Raw genomic sequence first — 18,383 nt, forward strand, 5'->3', positions numbered from 1 at the left:
AAGCGTAACGGTTTAAAGCGTAGATTGTATGAATCGAAAAAGGGAGGACACAATCATGAAATCTAAGAAAATTTTAGCAGTACTTATGGCTGCCGGAATGACACTTTCACTTGCAGCATGCGGAAGTTCATCCGACTCTACAGATAAGAGCGCAGACAACGGATCCGATTCAGGAAAGACTTATAAGATCGGTATCTTACAGCAGTTAGAGCATGCTGCTCTTGACGAAGCAACAAAAGGATTTGAAGATGCCTGTACAGAAAAGTTCGGAGAAGGCAATGTCAAATTCGACCTTCAGAACGGCCAGGGCGAGCAGGCTAACTGTGCTACAATCGCAAATAACTTTGTAGCGGATAATGTAGATCTGATTCTTGCAAATGCAACAACAGCACTCCAGTGTGCAAGCGCAGCAACAAGTGATATCCCGATTCTTGGAACATCTGTTACAGACTATGCTACAGCACTTGATATCTCTGACTGGACAGGAACAACAGGAATGAATATTTCCGGAACAAGCGATCTTGCACCGATTGATGAGCAGGAGGCAATGCTGAAAGAACTCATTCCTGATGCTAAAACAGTCGGACTTCTCTACTGCTCCGCTGAACCGAACTCAGCATATCAGGCAAAGCTTTTCGCTGAAGCATTAGAGAAAGATGGAATCGCATACAAAGAGTACACAGCTGCTGATTCTAATGAAATTCAGTCTGTTGTAACAAATGCAGTTTCCGAATGTGATGCACTTTACATTCCTACAGATAACACAATGGCTTCAAACACAGAAATCATCAATAACATCTGTCTGCCGGCTAAGGTTCCTGTAATCGCCGGTGAGCAGGGAATCTGTGAAGGATGCGGTATTGCAACACTTTCTATCAGCTACTACGATATCGGATACAAAGCTGGTGAGATGGCTTACGACATCCTTGTAAACGGTGCTGACATTACTACAATGAAGATTGAAAGTGCCCCGAATGTAACAAAGATGTACAATTCTACCATCTGTGAAGAACTTGGAATTACTATTCCAGACGGATATGAGGCAATCGAAGAATAAGATTCTTCCATTCAACCGGAACATATTAATTAGAAGATATTAAACAGAACATATTTTTCTCAAGAGCGAGCTTCATCCAGATGAATGGTCGCTCTTGATTCTAGTTACTGTTCACTCCGTTCACAGCAACTTGGTCAAAATTCATTCCAAATCACCTTCGGTGATGGAATTATCTATTTATATGAAACAATAAAAAGAAAGATTAGAGGGATAAATCATGGCAGCATATTTCGCAGCCCTTGATCCAATGACTCTGGTACGTGCTCTCCCGGGCAACGTGGCCCAGGGCATTATCTGGGGAATTATGGCACTCGGTGTTTACATTACATTTCGTATACTTGACTTTGCGGATCTGACCGTAGACGGTTCACTTGCAACCGGCGGTGCAGTCGCAGTTATGCTCATCCGCGCAGGTGTGAATCCTGCACTTGCACTTGTCTTTGCATTTCTTGCAGGTATGGCAGCAGGATTTGTAACAGGAGTCTTACATACATTTTTCGGAATTCCTGGAATTCTGGCAAGTATCCTGACACAGATCGGACTTTACTCCGTAAACCTTGGCATTATGGGAAAATCCAACCAGGCGGTCAATGTCATGCAGTACAAACTGGTTGCTTCTCTTCGTTATGTAACCGGAGAAGGCAACTGGATCTTTTTCCTGAAATTAATCCTTGCAGCACTGATCCTGATCGCACTCTGCTACTGGTTCTTCGGAACAGAACTCGGTGCATCCATCCGTGCGACAGGATGTAACGAACAGATGGCTCGTGCTCAGGGCATCAACACAGGATTCAACAAAGTTCTTGCACTTATGATCTCCAACGGTCTTGTAGGACTTTGCGGTGGAATTTATGCACAGTACCAGGGCGCAGCTGATGTCAATATGGGACGTGGCGCGATTGTTATCGGACTTGCCGCCGTCATCATCAGCGAAGTGATCTTCGGAAAATTCTGTGCACACAGAAAAGCAGCTTTTGCCTTCACACTCGGTGCAGTCTTCATCGGAGCAATCCTTTACTACCTTGTAATCGCATTAGTACTCTGGCTGAAGATGCCATCTGATTATATGAAACTGTTCTCAGCTGTAGTTGTTGCATGCTTCCTTGCAGTTCCTTATATGAAAGATACTTACTTCAAGAAAGGACGGGCAAAATAATGGGATACATGTTAGAAATCAAAGATATTTATAAAACATTTAACGCCGGTACAATCAATGAAAAACGTGCCCTCAACGGAGTTAACCTCAACTTAAACCCTGGCGATTTTGTAACGATCATCGGTGGAAATGGTGCTGGAAAATCAACAACACTGAATGCGATTGCAGGTGTATGGGGAATCGATAAGGGAAATATCATCATCGACGGTACTGACATCACAAAACTTTCCGAACATAAACGTGCACTCTTCCTTGGCCGTGTGTTCCAGGATCCTATGACAGGAACCGCAGCAACGATGTCTATTGAAGAAAATATGGCCATCGCTGCACGCCGTGGTCAGAAAAGAGGACTTGGCTGGGGCGTTACAAAGAAAGAACGTGAACACTATAGAGAAGCGTTAAAAGAACTTGATCTTGGACTTGAAGACCGCTTAAGCAGTAAGGTTGGTCTCCTCTCCGGCGGACAGCGTCAGGCGATCACACTTCTGATGGCTTCCCTTAAAAAGCCGAAACTTCTGCTCCTTGATGAGCATACAGCCGCTCTTGATCCAAAGACTGCCGCAAAAGTACTTGCACTCTCCGACAAGATCATCAGCGAAAATAACCTGACAGCCATGATGGTAACACATAATATGAAAGATGCCATCGCACACGGCAACCGCCTGATCATGATGCATGAAGGAAGAGTCATCTACGATGTATCCGGTGAAGAAAAGAAAAACCTCAAAGTATCCGACCTTCTTGCAAAATTCGAGGAAGTCAGCGGCGGAGAATTCGCAAATGACCGTATGATGTTAAGTTAATCATCTGCGTTATAATTATGCCATCTTCATAATAAACTTTTTATAACCTTAAAAGGAAAGACGATAGGTTCACATGAGCTTATCGTCTTTCCTTAAATAATCTTTAGTATAAATCAAATTCTTCCAGCAACTTTTTCTGATATTCCTCATCAGCTGCTGCTTTCACGATATCATCTGTACGTCCAAGCTTTGATAATTCAAGAATTAATTGATTAATCCTGCTTACTCCCAAAGTAAAGTGTACCCCTTGTCAAGGACAAATTAAGAAGAAGGGATTTTTATTTTCCGGCCAGTAGATGGCTATATCATTACCTTTCTTTACCTTCTTCATCTTTTATATCTGTTAAAGGGACTCGCCCTTTTATCGGATATATACCTGTTATTATATACTGGTAGTATTCATTGGGGGATAGTCTGGCCAACCTCCATTGATATCTGTCATTATTATAATAATCCATCCAGTCATCTATAACGTTTTGTATTTCTTTATATGTTGTACATTTTCGTATTCTTTCTCCTATATGATCTTTCATACGTCCAAAGAAGCTTTCCTGCGGTGCATTATCCCAGCAGTTACCTTTCCTGGACATGGACTGTCTCAGCCCTTTATCCTTTACCAATTGAATAAAGCTACAGCTTGTATAATGGCATCCCTGATCACTATGTATGATAGTATCTGTTGCAAGAGAAATTCCGTGTTTTTCAACCATCCGATTCACTGTTTCAAGTACAAAATCAACATCCAATGATTCACTCAACACATAGGATAATATCTGCTTCGTAAAAGCATCTATGATCGTTGACAAATAGCAGAAACGCCCATCATATGGAATATACGTAATATCCGTAAGCAGTGTCTTTCTTGCTCCATATTTCTCAAATTCCCGCTTTACAAGATTCTCTGCAACATTATTTGTCTTTATTGCTTTTGCTATCCGTCTGTAAGGATTTGCTTTTCGTATACTGCATATAAGTCCATACTTTTTCATTAATCGTCTTATTTTCTTGACGTTCATGATTACAGGTGGTTCCATATGCAGCAATCTCATATATATTCCCTGGGCTCCTTTATCATATCCCCTGAAGCTATAAGCCATTAAGATCAGTTCGAAATCAGCTCTGTCCTGCCTTTCCTTTTCATTCCGTTTATCTGCTGCTTTTACCCAATTATAATAACCAGATCTCGAAACGCCAGCGATTTCACAAAGCATTTTTACCGACAATGTATTATTGGCTTTACCAAGGGTTTCATGGATGATTGCAAATTTATTTTCTGCTGTTTCCATGATTACTTTTTCTTTCTCGAATTGTCCGCAATAATAATTTTTTTTAGAAATTCTACTTCTTGTCTCAGATATAAAAGTTCATTTTGCATACGTTCTATAGACTGTGGTGACGACATGTCTTCTTCAGAGGTTGCTTTCATAGGAATTCTTTTGTTTCTATTTTCACCTTCTGTAAAACCATTACCTGACAATGCCTGATGTTTTATTCTTTGTACCAGACTATCAATTTGCTTTTGTTCAAAATATTCCAGATTATACCCAAAATCTTTAAGGATTTTTCTAGGAGCATTTCCCGCCTGATAGCTGGTCCAAAAATCTTCTTTGAATTTAATTGTGAAATATAGCTTGTTCTTGGTTACTTTTAATGTATAAGGATTCGCTTTAAGTTCTTTGATTTGTTTCGCTGTATATTCTCTCATATTCCCTCCAGTAGACATTTTTATTATACATCATCTACCAGAAGAAATCCCCACCTTTTACTGTCCATAATCCGGGTTTTTATCCCTTCTTCTTATGTCCATTTTTCAGGAACCCTTCTTCTTATCATGTCCACTTTATAGGGTATATTTTATCCATCATAAGCCGTATCCCGACTTTCAGACCTTCCTCAAAAGCAGTCTTCTCCCATGCACAGCACACCGTCCCCTGCCGGTCCATGATCTTTTCCCAAAGTGGAATCTTATCTCCGACATAATCATCTACCAACCTATCCATACCATCTAGCCCACGCAGCCACTCTTCCAGTTCCTTTTCCTTTGCCTTTGCTGCCTTCCCGGCAACTGTGTTTTTCTCTGCGGGGTTGTTCTCTGTGTAATGCTCGTAAATCAGATCCAGCAGATTTTCTACAGGCGGATAATACTCTGGCTCTGTTTTCTTCAAATACTCCTCCAGCATTTCCTTCAATTTTTCTATAATGCTACCATCCTTCCCAACTGAGATTCACATCCTCAGTTACGGCACATATTACCGTAGACTTTTGCACATAGCAACCTATTTTTGGCGTTTTTCGGATGACCCATCTTCTCCTTTACTTCATCCGGCACATCGATTAGTCCGAACCGATAGAACATCCCGTAGATGTAAGTCACGCCCCGGATATCACCCAGAGCTTTCGGTCGGTCTACCACTTCTCCCACCTTTTTAATATTCTTCAATGCCAACAGCACTGAACTCCACGCCAAACTTTTACTCTTCTCCCGGCGGTCGATCCACAGCTCTTTTGTGTACTCACCGTTCCTGCCTTTCCGTACCTCATAAGAAAATGACAGCCCAGAGTAAGTTTTGAATTTTACACCGGCATAAGCCACAACCACACCCCAGAAGTTTTCTTCTGTCGGATCAGTCTTCCACCGCTTCATCGCTCTGTATCTCCGTTGCCGCTCTGCTCCGACACTGATTTTCTTTTTATCTGCTGTACTTGGAAAGTACACACCTTTTTTATATGGCAGGTACGAGGTGACTGAGGCTTTGGAGATCTGGAGAGCATTTGCGGTTGAGAAAATTGCTTCTTTATAGTTCTGTGTTTCTCGATACTCCTCAAAGGTATCCCGCACCTTCTCCGCCACTTCCGATTCATACACGTCGGCTGTGATGAGCAGCTTCCGTACCTTTATTGGATTTAATCCCAGTTCCTCACCGATGGCCTGCAAGGACATCTCAGAATTATAAAGGGTCACAGCAGCGTCCATCTGCTCTTTCAGATTTTTCCCGGCATCGTACTCCGGCTTCAGCTTCTTTCGGCCCCCGCCGGGCTTCCGTGGTTTATATGCTCTTTTCTCTCCCATAATTACTCATGCAACTCCAGCGGCAGTCCATCCGGGTCATGAAAGAAAGTCATCTTCTTGCCGGTGTAATCATCCACACGGATTGGCTCACATTCAATGCCAACTTCCACCAATTCTTTGACCGTCTGCTCCACACCGTCTACGCAGAACGCAAGGTGACGCAATCCACAGGCTTCCGGGCGGTTCACACGCTTTGGAGGATTTTCTTCAGCAAAAATCTCCAGCTCTGTGTGCTCGTTAACATACAGATCCAACTTCCAGTCCTTACGCTCTAGGCGGTAGTTTTCCCTGATGACAGAGAAACCCAGTTTGTTTACATAGAAATCCTTTGCGGCTTCGTAGTCAGATACGATGATTGCAATATGATGTATTTTTGATAAGTTCATTTTTCTCACACTCCTTTTTATTTTCGTTATAAACTATATAGTTACCTTCATAATATACCGTGTGAACTTCTGGAGTTCAGTTTGTCCACACGGCATTTCTTTTTTTCTTGGGTTCTTGTTTATTTCAGTTTTTCGAGGATCTCATCCGCACTCATCACACTGGCTAACAATCTCTCAACCACAAACCACACTCTCGGCTTCAGCCTTCTTAGCTTCTTCAGCGACCTTAGCATCTGCCTTTGCCTTCTTCTCTTTCAGATCTGCCTTCAAAGTGTCGATGTTTGCGGTGATGGATGCGATCTCTGCAGTCAGGGAAACGATAGATTCCTGCCTCTCTGCAATCTGGGATGCGTAGTCTTTGGTGGTGTTGGTTTTGGGACGGTTTTTGTTGCCTTTCGTTCTGGGCATAGGTGATAACCTATTTCCTTTCATAGTGACTTATGTAAATTAAACATTAGGATTTGGATAGATTTTATCATTTGCTAATGTTGCCAAACCATACTTAATAAGTCTTTTCAAGGGCTTTGATATATCATTTTTTACTAATAGATTACCATGATATTGATTATTGTTCGTAGGTCGTCTCTCATAACTCAATCTTCCCGCTAAAAAATGTGCCTTCATTTTTGTAGCGATTTCTATTCGATCCAGTTCCGCTGCACCTGCTTGAAATTGTATTTCATTACGTCTATCGCTTTTTTGTGACATTATAACATCGAAAGCTTCTTGATTATCATACCATGTAACTGATATTTCGCAAAAGCCATCATCCCTCACTGGATCCAAATTAAATGCTTCCTCCGTCAAAACGCCTTCAAGAATAAAATTATTTGAAGAAATTCCACAAAGCATTTTTTGTGGGTAAACTTCTTTACTATTCTCCATAATTAGTACACTCTAAAAATAAAATCTAAAACTTCATGGATAATTTCATCGACATTATTTAAAACTATACTTCCACTTCTTGATTCAAAATTTCTTTTTAAATCATCATTCCAAACCATTCCAAAACTACTTTCATCTTCATCTTTCTCAAATGCGAAATACAAAGATGCATTTCCACTCTTCCATGAAGACGCTAGCTGAACTACTAACGCACCTTCTTCATCCTCATAACACCTTAATTTAGGCATAACAAGGGTTGATTCTTTTTGACATATACAGCGAATATACTCTCTTTTAAATTTTGTCATTACGCTTGATATCTGTCTTCCAGACGATTCCGAAAAAAGTGATAGTGGAATATCTGAAAATATGTCAGCTTCTGATTCAATGCTCATCGTGTATATATCCTGCAAAGAAATCATATTTGGCTGACTTAAATAACTTTTCTTTTCATTCATCGAATCTGTTTTTATAAAATAATTATTTTCCATTTTTATTTTAACTCTTGCGGGTCCATTGCTTCATGAAGTTTACAGGTAATTGATTTTCTAAAAAACTCTGTTGACTTTTGGTGTAAACCTTCGGCAACTTCACCAATTTTATCCATATCAACTTTTCCAACTTGGTAATAGTCACAGTCCAAAATAAATGCATTATCCGGTTCTTTATTATCGGTATTAATAATTCCTAAACCAGAAGATATTCTAACAGATGTTCCGTCCATCACAATTTCCGCTCTTAAAGTGCTTAAGTTGACCTTTTCTACTTCTTCTTGCGAAAAGCTTAAACATCCCAACAAGTGAGGCTTAATAAGTTCTTTCCATTCTACGCCCACGAGCCCCAGTTCCGAACGCTTTATGGCATCCACATATCTCAGACCAACACGTTCAAAATAGGATTGATCATATACTTCACTGAACGCTTTTAAAGGTTTTTCAAAGCGTCTCATCATATCTTCCCACTGTTCATATTTTAATGTTGAAATAGCCAACTGATTCTTTGCCAGCGTAATTTTCCACATTCCATCTTCTGAAATAAATTGGTGCAGCTTTCTTACTGGGCTGTGTCTGAACATAGGATTTATATCTTCACCAGTGATATTCACCGTTATTTCATTTTCTTGTTCAGTTTGCATTTGGTACTGTGGAAATGCTTTTCTTATTTCATCTTGAAATTTGACAGGCATTTCAGCCTCAATAGATAGAATGGTTGGAAAATTTAGCTGATACGCGACCTCGACTAATGGGCATTTTCTATACCTGACTCTCTCAATTTGACACACAGTGCTTTCCTCCTTTTCCACCATTGATAATATTAAACATTTTGTTCCTATGACAAAAGTTCTGTTCCATTTTATTCTTCACATCTTCGCCAATCATAATAGATTGTTGCCTGCTGCTCACCATGGAGAGGTGTGTGATTATTTATAGAGCAGCGTAGGGAGCTTCCGCTCCCAGTATATCACAATTTCATCCAGTTTTACAGACGTTTTCTTGCCTTTATCACTGCACAATACATCATTCCACCAAGTGTGTTATAGAAGATGTCTGATAGCTGAAACGTTCCTAAGCGAAGCAACAACTGCAACATCTCAATGCTTATCGAGAAGATGAACGCTATCTTACCGCTTTGCCACAGTATTTTCTTCCAGCCGTTTCCTATCTTCTCTCCGAATGTCCACATCACTACTGCTGAGAACGGCACCATCATGATTACATTCTCAATACACTCCGTTGTCACAGCTTCTGTTCGCCGTTCACTGTCTCCCAGATGCCCCAGCCGCCCATGACATCGGATAAAGGATTCATCCACAGCTGACGGTTTAACAGGGTTCGGAACAGAATAAGTGAGGTCACAAAAAATAAGAAAAACAACTTCCGAAAGAATACACTCTCCTTGAATTTCTGATACCATGTCACTATGGCACTCTTCCAGCCTTTGCCAGCATGTATTGGCTCATACGCATACAGGTAGAAAAACATAGCAAGAAAAGAAAGCAAGAGCGAGAATCCAAATGGCTCATAAAGAACAGTTAAAATGTTTGTGAGGATCCTTCCGAGTAAATCGATGGTTTCTTTCATCGTCGTTTACAGATCACTGAACAGGTCAGCCTTGTACATGCCATCCGCCAGCATCTTCTTGAAGCTGTCCTTTACTGCTGCAACATCTTCATGATAGGTCATGCCATACCAGGTATCGTTGGTTTTCAGAACCTTCACGGACATTTTACCCTGCTCCAGCAATTCACCGATGAAGATGGGAATTAAGTATTCCGCTTTCAGCGGATTGCCCGGGACTTCCTTCTCGAAAAACTCTTTGAAGCCTTCCTCCAGAACATCCAGAAAATCAGGAGTTAATCCCCACATATTCATAGAAACCAAAGAATTCACATCAATCACTTTTCCGTCTACTTCTGCTCCATCTTTACTTTTTACAATATTCTTTGTCTCCACAACTTCGGTCAGGTTGTTCTGCTCATCCATCTTGCAGATGCCGCGGGTCACACCACCATTATCGGACAGTGTGTTCTTCAGCACAAAACCTGCCATACAGGACTTACCGCCGTTCACCAAATAGTCATGGACGGCTTTAAAGCCCTCTTTGCCGTAGTAATCATCTGCATTAATCACAATGAATGGGGTTTTGATTGCTTTCTTCGCCGCAAGCACGGCCTGTCCAGTTCCCCACGGCTTTGTACGTCCTTCCGGCAGAGCTCCCGAGATGTCGTTGATATCCTGGAAAGCGTAGTCCACAGTGACATCATGAGAAGCGCAAATGGAAGCAATGCGGTCACCGATGACCTCTTTGAACTCTTTCTCGATATCCTTACGGATGATAAATACTACATGGTTGAATCCAGCCTCAATTGCATCATGGATTGAGTAGTCCATGATGATATGGTTAGCATCATCAACCGGCTCCAACTGTTTGATTCCTGTTCCGAAACGGCTGCCGATACCGGCTGCCATGATAAGTAATGTTGTTTTCATGTCCTCTCCTATCTAATTCGACATACCATTGTATGCACTCGTTCATATACTTATAATACATTAATTGTTTCTTGCTTCTATATAGACGACTTACAATGCAAGACTGTGCAGTCAGGGAGGCAGAAGTGTCGAAATCTATGTGCGGTTCGTGCCTCCCACAATGTGCCGTCTGACAGCATTACCCACTAGCCATCCAAAAAATACCCCTCTATAACATCTAATTCATCCGAAGATAAAACATTAGCATGATTATTGATTCGCCAGGCAATGTAGTCAATAAAATCCTGCGATTCTTTATGTAAATATTCCAAGATTTCTATAATATTTTCAAAGTCATGCCAATTACATACCCACGGATAAGGCTCATCCGCATCTTTTTCTAATATTAAAGATGTATTTACTGCCAAGTCTCCGACTTGATTTAAAGTAAGTACAAGTGGTAATATAATCTTCGGAGGAACATTTTCAATGTGAAATTTGTTGGTTTTATTTTCATATAAAATTATGTCCTTCTGCCTTTCTATCCCTGATAACTACCTTGACAATCAGCACCTTCGCATCAATCATTTTTATCTTCTCTTAATATTCGTATTTCAGAACAAATATTACGTGTGCTTGCTTAATGCTGCATAATCAAAGTCGCTAATATACTGCCAGTAATACCTTCTGCTATATTTAACGTTTCCCTTCCCATACATTTCACTGCTTTCATAAACTTTGACTCATCTACATCTTTAACCGCAAGAAGTGCCTCCTCAACAATTTTTACTTCTTCTTCATGTGATTTACTCTCCAACACTTTTTTGATTTCTTCCAATTCTTTTTCGAGCCTCATATATGTTTCTTTATTGCTCCAGTCTATGGATATAGTACGATTATCATTTCCTATAATGGTACTTCCTGATTCCACTTTTTCAATAATATTTCCAACAGATCCATAAACTTTAATATCCATAAAATTTGTTCCCCCCTTCTTCTTTTAATTGTGATTTTCTATTTTTGCATTTGAACCATTTTCAATAATAGCCCCAACATCTCCATAAATAGAAGTTTCACCCCTATGTTTTCTTGATGTCAAAAAATGTATATCATAATTAGAAAGAAAATAATTATTCTGTATAGCAACAGTTTCCCCTTTTTTCTCCAGTCTGAATAATTGAGACTTTAATTCGAGTGGCAATTTTTCTGTAACTTTACAAACAAAAAATTCCAACTCTCCTCGACCATTTAATTTTTCCTTTTTTGTAACATCTCTTACAATTTTTTCAATGAATCGTCCAGTAGCATCATATCCACTATATATCATTGCTTCATACCAAACCCTAGCTGAATGATAAATCAACGTGATTTCTGAATCCTCAATTATCTGTTTATCCTCCATTTCAGAAAATTTAGTCATTAACATATCAATATCTTCTGTTAATCTTTTAGATATTTTATCTTTCTCATAATTTTTATCATCAACTATTCTAAAACATCTAAAAAACCTAGTTTTTTTTACCCCAACCTTCCCTGTTCTCGACTGATTGTAGTTGCATGATGAAGATGAAATTTGAAGTTCTTTTAATATATCTGGATTATTAGCACATATTATAAGCGTATGGTAACATATTTTATAATCAAATGCTTTTTGCTTTAAATACAAGTCACAAATGTCAAGCATAGCATTTGCCTCTCTTTTTAAATCCCGCAAATCTTTTCTTGATTTTTCCTCTATCTTATTTGTAGGGCAAGCATTATATTCATTTAGTATTTGATGTCTTAATTTTTTATAACGTCTTTCAAATTTCAACCGATCAGGTATACTACACTTTTCTTCAAGATTAATCCTCTGCGAATGTTCATTTATGCTCAGCAATGTATAATATGTCTTGTAAAAAAATGTTCCACAATCTGAAAGAAACTTTTCAATACCAGTATTTCTATCAACTCTACCAGAACCCTCAACGTGAGTAGCGAAAATTTTTTCTATATCACGACAATCTCTAGAAGACCTTCCCTGTTTCAGCATCTCCTGAACACAGAATAGGGAATCATCTCTTACATAACATCTCCCTTTCCACATTCCTTCTCTGATACATTCCATATTATTTTTAAAATAATTCATTGCTGACTGAGGACGCTCTGTATTCATATCAGCAATTACTTTAATCTCTGCAATAATAGAAAGTGTACGCTGCATTTCATTTTCACCAATTGACATTATTGTTAATAACTGCTCAAATGTACGCACTTTTGATAAAACATTTCTTTTAAGTTTTTCCTCGTCAGTCTTATCCTTTTTTTTGTTTTGTAATACAAAAAATGCTTCCCGTTCTTCCGGAGTCGGAAAACAATATTGCAAAAAAGTCATATCATCCGAAAATATATTAGCCTCACGTTTCCAGCCGTCAGTTAATTCTGAATAATCCTTTTCATCAATTACATATTCATCCCTATTAAGATTATGAACAAGCCCATATTCCACCAAATTATCAAATAAAGATTCTTTTTTACCCACTTCATATTCTTTCCCTTTTGCCTTTGAAACAAGCGGACCAAATACCGAATAATAAACAGAATAAGCGTCATCTGTGCCATCTATTTCATCATATAAACTGCCAAACAATTTTTTCTTTGCCGCATTTCTAAAAAACAATACACATAATTGTTCTGCTTCAATTTTCCCAATATGTTTATCACTTTCTACATTTTTTTCAATTAAATCTCCATTTTCCCATTTAAAGCTTGCGTATCGGGCAAGCATATAACTAAACAAATCAAACTCTTTATCCGTCAACCTGGCTACTTCTCCACAACGATAAGCTCTTACAATACTATCGTCCTGAGTATGTACTAAAATTGGCACAAGCATCCCCCGGTCTATAAGTACATCAATTATATTTGATACAATGCAAAAATCCACTTCATTATTTTTCTGCTCTGCTTCGTCATTTTTCTGTTTGGAAAAAGCATACTTTCTTAACTTCTCATAAAGGCATTGATAAGTTATTACTTTTTTGCTAATCAGATTTCCTTTTGCATCAAAAAAACTTTGTTTTTCTCCTTCGCTGCAATTTATATCTCCAAAAATCATAACATAAGCAGCACCTAAATATTCATTAAAAAATAATTGCCTTACTTGTGTTTTTTGTTCCAATTTATATGGCATTTGTAAATCAGATATTTTCTCAATCAGTGTATTTTTTACATAGTCTGAATTTAGCAAACTCTTAGAAAACAATATTTTTTCGTTACTATCAACCCAAACATATTTAAAATCACGTCCATGCACACGCTCACACCATAAGAATCTACTTAAAATATAATGATTCACCGCATAGATCAGAACTTTTGTCCTGTTTTCTTCTATAACAGCCTTATTTTCATTCCAAATAAATTCGTCCAACTTTTCTGTTTGAATATAACTATAAATATGATCAATCGTTTTAGCAGAAATAATAGGAAACAATATTATTGGAAAAATCATCAGTTGATGACTATCTAAATCATGAAAAATCCTAAGTTTTATGCAAATTTCATCAAGATTGATATTAACTCTGCCCAATATTGGACGCAAAATTTCTCCACTATAATGAATTACCTTATTTTCTATACCGTACTTTTTTTGAACTGTACTTGTAATATCCGTCAGCCTATGTTCATGCAAAAAATCATCTAATTCTTCCGAACCATATTCAACAAGCACCGTTGGCTGGTCAATATTATATGGCAACATAGATGCCTCTATGTATCTTGTAATATAATTAGCATAGGAATATATATCCGTTTCATCTAAATATACAAATGGCTCCTGCAAATCTTCACGTAAGTCGGAAAGATTTTGTCCTCTTTCATCTTTCTCAAAATCATTATCCATCCATGCAGAAATATATATATCAGCAATAATTCCATGCTTTAACAAAATCTGTCTTGCATCATTCACAGAACTACCATGAATTACAACATCATCTACCAAAGCTACTATTTTCCCCGATAACTCATCCCATACATTATAAGAAAGAATCCGACTGGAATAAACTTCGCAAGAATACTCATTTGTGATAACTCCATTAAGAAGCAGTGCTTTAAAAAAGCAAATCGCTTTCCGCGCCATAAAGATAACTACATCATAGTGGACAAGAACCTCCTCTAATTTTCTCACATATGAATACGAAATATCGTAAAATTTGTTCGGAAAAATATCGGCAATGTTGACGCAAATATGTTCCCACGCCATTCCCTCAATATCTGATTCTTGAGGAAGTTCATATATAAATTCTTCAATTTTACGCTCATCGATACTCATATTTTCGCTACCTTTGATTTTTTCTTTTGTAATTCCAGTATATGCCTTTATTGCACAATTAACAAATGTTATTTTTTCTGTTATTTAATCCCTCTGGCCCCAATGTGGTCAACTTAAGTATTTTAGAAAAATTTCAGAATTCCTTCAGCCCTGATTTCATCGACATTTGAAGAAATTCTTTTCTTTTTTTACAAAAAAGTACTTGACAAAACCTCTTGAAAGTGAGGTCGCTTCGCGACCTATTAATTAAGGAATTGTTCGTCTCGCCACGAACCTTAATTACACTTTAGGAGGTATGTCATATGAATCGAATTGACATCTGCAAAAATATCATCCAATCCATTAAGGAGTATATCACAACCCCAGAAAAACTGGAACCTCATCGTGCGAAAAATCATTTTGTTCGTAAACGAAAACTTTCTCTTTTTCAAGTAATTATGTATCTGCTTTACACTTCAAAGGCCTCCATGTTTCAAAATCTTTCCCGTATTCGGGAAGATCTTGGAAATCTTGATTTCCCTGACATTTCAAAACAGGCTCTGTCAAAGGCTCGCCAATTTATTAACCCTGCCTTATTTAAAGAGCTCTACTATTTATCAGTTGATTTATTCTATAAGCAGCTCCCATCTCGTAAACTTTGGAATGGATATCATTTATTTGCCATTGATGGTTCCAAAATAGAATTGCCTAATTCGAAATCGAATTTCGAGTTCTTTGGTGAAATGTTTGGATATCCTGATCCAAGCCGGCGTTTTACTATGGGACTTGGTTCCATTGTTTATGATGTTCTTGATGATTATATTGTCCATGCTTCTTTTCAACGGTATCTTGCATCTGAACGTTCCGCCGCTTTAGAGCATTCGCATAATTTAGAAGATTTAAATATCTATCAAAACAGCGTTGCAATCTTTGATCGTGGCTATTATTCTGAAGATATGTTTCGTTACTGTGTCGAGCATCAGCACCTTTGTCTTATGCGCTTAAAACAGAATTATAACATTGCTAAGAAATGCTCTGGAGACATAATCACAATTCTTCCTAGCAACGAAAAAGACGGGACTGAGGATATCAGGATAAGAGTCATCGAAGTTATTCTCGATGATGGAATGAAAGAGCATCTTGCCACCAATCTTTTTAATTCACATATTTCTCAACAGATGTTCCGCGAACTTTACTTCTATCGCTAGCCAGTCGAAGCAAAATATAAGGAATTGAAAAGCCGCCTTGTTATTGAAGAATTTTCCGGTGCAACAACTACTTCAGTGCTTCAAGAATTTTATATCAACGTACTTCTTTCAAACCTGTCATCTCTTATTAAAAATCAAGTTGATGAAGAAATTCAGATTACCTCTAAAAGTACGAATAAATATCGCTACCAAGTAAACCGAGCATTTATTATCGGACGTATCAAAACAATAGTTTCCAAAATCCTGTGTAATCTTTTCAATTTATCTGCAATTGATAGACTATATAAGGAATCTCTCCGATGCCGATCTCAGATTATGCCCGGAAGAACATTCAGGCGGAAAAAGAACAAAGCAATAGGCAGAACACATTTTAACAATAAAAAAGTTGGATTCTAAAATCAATAGCTGTTAATAGGGCTTTTCTGTGAAGCTCTATTAAAGTGCGTCTTCTTTTCAAATCTACCTTCCTCTTTTCTCGATTTCGCACCGTTATTCATTAACCTGAGCAGGCACTTGTCTTAAGTTGACATTAGGTTGACCACATTGGGGTCTGACCCCAATGTGCCCCTTAGCCATCTACTTTATGTACTTCCCTTAACGGTGTCAGTCTGGCCTGCAGTGACTTCATAACAATTTTATTAATATTTTGTGTAAAAAGTACACTTTACTTCCCAAAATTTTATCCATCAACATTACGGCCTGTTTAAATTCTTTTTTGTGTCGATATGCTAATAAGTAAAAAGCATTTGGAATAATGCAACAAAGTATTAATCTAACAACTATACTCATAATACCATCCACAGGTATAGCTTCACAAACCAGATACGTTAGTAATACATTTATGCATGTTACTCCTATATAAAAAACAAAATTGCGTAAAAATTCACCCATTTTTACATGAAATATAACAGTAAATATATTATTTAAAAGCCAAGGCATTCCTACAACAAGTGTACTGATTACTGTTGAAAGCAGTACACCATAAATTCCAATAATTTGAACCAAAATAAGATTTAAAATTAAATTTGTTAATGCTGTTGCTAGCGGTCTAAATCTGTCTTCATGCCACATACCTGCTGCATCTTTATATACGATAAACAGCTGATTAACACATCTGAAAAAGAAATATATAACAAAACAAACTACGCAGCTAATAGGAAAAATATTCTCTTCGCCAATCCATATCTTCATAAACGGCTGATAAATACACATAAGACAGCAGGAACAAAATCCAGTAATCCACGTCACTATTAATGTCAATTTTTTTAAGTCGTTGTAGTTTTTTTCTGGTGTTTCCACAATTAGACTATTTCCAATTCCTGCAGTACACGCTTGTAAAAAGAGCAGAACAAAACCCAATATAGCCGAGAGAATATAAAAATAACTATTATAAGATGCTAAAATTGTTAGTCCCAAAAAAGCAGAAATCACAATACTATCTGCCGAGTTAACAATAATTTCTCCAATCTTTGATGTAAATAAGTCCTTTATTCTTTGGTTAATATCTTTCGACAATTTTTTATTAAAAATTTTAGATGGTCGATATTCTGGAAACATCCTATCAGCTGTTATTGCTGTACCAATATTAAGCAATATCTGGCCTAAAAGAGCTATTATTAGATAGATATAATAGTTCTTAAACAAAAGCAGTGCTATAATTTGACCAACATACATTACTGTATTAGTAATAATAGTAACTTTACTAATCACATCATTTCTCTGATGTGCTGTTAGCAAGCAATTTTTATAGGCAAAAAGCCAATAAGATATAACTGTTGCACCCAAATTCAAATAATACAATATATATATATTCAGCCCTGATGGTATATCGCTTTTAATTAATTTAGGTATAAATGGAGTAATGATAATTCCCACAGTAAGAATAATTATTCCAATAATTCGATAATAAAACTGATAAAGTCTCATTAAATCATTAATTGTTGCGCTATCATCCTCTGCGATAGGTTTATACATACTAAAGACCATAGCTGACCCTACGCCCAATTCCGCCAAATTCAAAACTTGTAGAATTGAGGTAAATAAGCTATTAAGCCCTAAATACTCCATTCCCAACATATGAATCATTACTGTTCTAATGACAAACGGAACAAGAAGCTGATAAATTTTCAGTATCATACCTACAACTATATTTCTCGTTGCATTTTTAGTTCTCTCTATACGCATAAGTACTTATCTCCACAAATTATTTTTTGTTTGGAAATAGATATTCATGCGCTCTTTTCCAAACAATTAAAAGCGTCTTGTATTTTCCTTTTTTATCTGGCTTCCAATACTTTTCTAATACTTTTGCAAAGCCACCATCATAATATGTGTTCCAAAAGTTTTTATAATCGGTTGGAATAGTATTCGGTTTTGTAAACTGAAGATTCGATATATATGCTTCTTTCCAAGTATGCTCTTCCTTTTTGATCTTATTTCCAACACTTTCAAAGTATCTTTTTCCAAGTTCAGTATTAATCAAAACAAGACTAACACCCTTCTCTGATCCTCTACTTGAATAAGTTTTAGCCCTATACTGCCAAAAATCAGCCAGCGTAATA

General features: G+C 37.5%; 21 protein-coding genes. 4 read left to right on the forward strand and 17 right to left on the reverse strand.

Annotated features, from left to right (window positions below; translation table 11 throughout):
- The first annotated feature begins 55 nt into the window (after window positions 1–55).
- The 3 genes from ACZ47Z_RS09005 (at window position 56) to ACZ47Z_RS09015 (ending at window position 3,016) form a co-directional block, all read left to right on the forward strand.
- The gene (locus ACZ47Z_RS09005; RefSeq protein ID WP_172675359.1) at window positions 56–1,057 is read left to right on the forward strand and encodes an ABC transporter substrate-binding protein; all 1,002 of its coding nucleotides are present in this window, start codon (window positions 56–58) and stop codon (window positions 1,055–1,057) included.
- Window positions 1,058–1,274: 217 nt separating this feature from the next.
- Window positions 1,275–2,213 carry an ABC transporter permease gene (locus ACZ47Z_RS09010; RefSeq protein ID WP_015529762.1) on the forward strand — a complete coding sequence of 313 codons (939 nt, stop codon included), beginning with the start codon at window positions 1,275–1,277 and terminating at the stop codon, window positions 2,211–2,213.
- Window positions 2,214–2,221: 8 nt separating this feature from the next.
- Complete coding sequence (locus ACZ47Z_RS09015) at window positions 2,222–3,016, forward strand: ABC transporter ATP-binding protein (protein WP_172675360.1); 795 nt, start codon at window positions 2,222–2,224, stop codon at window positions 3,014–3,016.
- 103 nt (window positions 3,017–3,119) lie between these two features.
- Here ACZ47Z_RS09015 and ACZ47Z_RS09020 read toward each other — a convergent pair whose 3' ends face one another.
- The 15 genes from ACZ47Z_RS09020 to ACZ47Z_RS09090 all read right to left on the reverse strand — a co-directional run bounded on the left by ACZ47Z_RS09020 (window position 3,120) and on the right by ACZ47Z_RS09090 (window position 14,635).
- Window positions 3,120–3,248 (reverse strand): hypothetical protein, encoded by a 129-nt coding sequence (locus ACZ47Z_RS09020; RefSeq protein ID WP_464525478.1) that lies wholly within the window; start codon window positions 3,246–3,248, stop codon window positions 3,120–3,122.
- Between the two features lie 76 nt (window positions 3,249–3,324).
- Window positions 3,325–4,302, reverse strand: coding sequence for an IS3 family transposase (locus ACZ47Z_RS09025; protein WP_464525479.1), 978 nt, complete (start codon window positions 4,300–4,302; stop codon window positions 3,325–3,327).
- A 2-nt stretch (window positions 4,303–4,304) separates the two neighbouring features.
- Entirely contained in the window at window positions 4,305–4,721 is a 417-nt protein-coding gene (locus tag ACZ47Z_RS09030) for an HTH domain-containing protein (protein ID WP_054754429.1), read from the reverse strand.
- A gap of 124 nt (window positions 4,722–4,845) precedes the next feature.
- Complete coding sequence (locus ACZ47Z_RS09035; RefSeq protein ID WP_464525480.1) at window positions 4,846–5,181, reverse strand: hypothetical protein; 336 nt, start codon at window positions 5,179–5,181, stop codon at window positions 4,846–4,848.
- Window positions 5,182–5,249: 68 nt separating this feature from the next.
- Window positions 5,250–6,086, reverse strand: a complete 837-nt coding sequence (locus ACZ47Z_RS09040; protein WP_464525481.1) for a hypothetical protein — start codon at window positions 6,084–6,086, stop codon at window positions 5,250–5,252.
- 2 nt (window positions 6,087–6,088) lie between these two features.
- Window positions 6,089–6,472 (reverse strand): SMU1112c/YaeR family gloxylase I-like metalloprotein, encoded by a 384-nt coding sequence (gene gloA2 / locus ACZ47Z_RS09045; protein WP_054754089.1) that lies wholly within the window; start codon window positions 6,470–6,472, stop codon window positions 6,089–6,091.
- A 174-nt stretch (window positions 6,473–6,646) separates the two neighbouring features.
- The gene (locus ACZ47Z_RS09050; RefSeq protein ID WP_464525482.1) at window positions 6,647–6,880 is read right to left on the reverse strand and encodes a hypothetical protein; all 234 of its coding nucleotides are present in this window, start codon (window positions 6,878–6,880) and stop codon (window positions 6,647–6,649) included.
- A 39-nt stretch (window positions 6,881–6,919) separates the two neighbouring features.
- On the reverse strand, window positions 6,920–7,357 hold the full coding sequence (locus ACZ47Z_RS09055) for a hypothetical protein (RefSeq protein WP_464525483.1): 438 nt from the start codon (window positions 7,355–7,357) through the stop codon (window positions 6,920–6,922).
- Window positions 7,358–7,359: 2 nt separating this feature from the next.
- Window positions 7,360–7,848, reverse strand: coding sequence for a hypothetical protein (locus ACZ47Z_RS09060; protein ID WP_054754082.1), 489 nt, complete (start codon window positions 7,846–7,848; stop codon window positions 7,360–7,362).
- Between the two features lie 2 nt (window positions 7,849–7,850).
- On the reverse strand, window positions 7,851–8,639 hold the full coding sequence (locus ACZ47Z_RS09065; protein WP_464525484.1) for a TIGR04255 family protein: 789 nt from the start codon (window positions 8,637–8,639) through the stop codon (window positions 7,851–7,853).
- Between the two features lie 197 nt (window positions 8,640–8,836).
- Window positions 8,837–9,271 (reverse strand): VanZ family protein, encoded by a 435-nt coding sequence (locus ACZ47Z_RS09070; protein ID WP_464525485.1) that lies wholly within the window; start codon window positions 9,269–9,271, stop codon window positions 8,837–8,839.
- Window positions 9,272–9,444: 173 nt separating this feature from the next.
- A complete protein-coding gene (locus ACZ47Z_RS09075; RefSeq protein WP_464525486.1) occupies window positions 9,445–10,347 on the reverse strand; it encodes a sugar phosphate nucleotidyltransferase in 903 nt (300 codons plus the stop codon).
- A gap of 185 nt (window positions 10,348–10,532) precedes the next feature.
- Window positions 10,533–10,754 (reverse strand): hypothetical protein, encoded by a 222-nt coding sequence (locus ACZ47Z_RS09080; RefSeq protein WP_464525487.1) that lies wholly within the window; start codon window positions 10,752–10,754, stop codon window positions 10,533–10,535.
- Window positions 10,755–10,966: 212 nt separating this feature from the next.
- Window positions 10,967–11,302 (reverse strand): hypothetical protein, encoded by a 336-nt coding sequence (locus ACZ47Z_RS09085; protein WP_054754076.1) that lies wholly within the window; start codon window positions 11,300–11,302, stop codon window positions 10,967–10,969.
- 24 nt (window positions 11,303–11,326) lie between these two features.
- Window positions 11,327–14,635: a phosphoribosyltransferase gene (locus ACZ47Z_RS09090; RefSeq protein ID WP_464525488.1), complete on the reverse strand. Its 3,309-nt coding sequence runs from the start codon at window positions 14,633–14,635 to the stop codon at window positions 11,327–11,329.
- Window positions 14,636–14,937: 302 nt separating this feature from the next.
- Between ACZ47Z_RS09090 and ACZ47Z_RS09095 the strand changes: the two genes are divergently transcribed.
- Window positions 14,938–15,822 carry a transposase gene (locus ACZ47Z_RS09095; protein WP_464525489.1) on the forward strand — a complete coding sequence of 295 codons (885 nt, stop codon included), beginning with the start codon at window positions 14,938–14,940 and terminating at the stop codon, window positions 15,820–15,822.
- 624 nt (window positions 15,823–16,446) lie between these two features.
- On the opposite strand, the gene ACZ47Z_RS09100 is transcribed toward ACZ47Z_RS09095, so the two are convergent.
- Window positions 16,447–18,006 (reverse strand): oligosaccharide flippase family protein, encoded by a 1,560-nt coding sequence (locus tag ACZ47Z_RS09100; RefSeq protein WP_464525490.1) that lies wholly within the window; start codon window positions 18,004–18,006, stop codon window positions 16,447–16,449.
- A 19-nt stretch (window positions 18,007–18,025) separates the two neighbouring features.
- The gene (locus ACZ47Z_RS09105) at window positions 18,026–18,304 is read right to left on the reverse strand and encodes a hypothetical protein (RefSeq protein ID WP_054754064.1); all 279 of its coding nucleotides are present in this window, start codon (window positions 18,302–18,304) and stop codon (window positions 18,026–18,028) included.
- Between the last annotated feature and the right edge of the window lie 79 nt (window positions 18,305–18,383).

Source organism: Mediterraneibacter faecis (assembly GCF_055383675.1).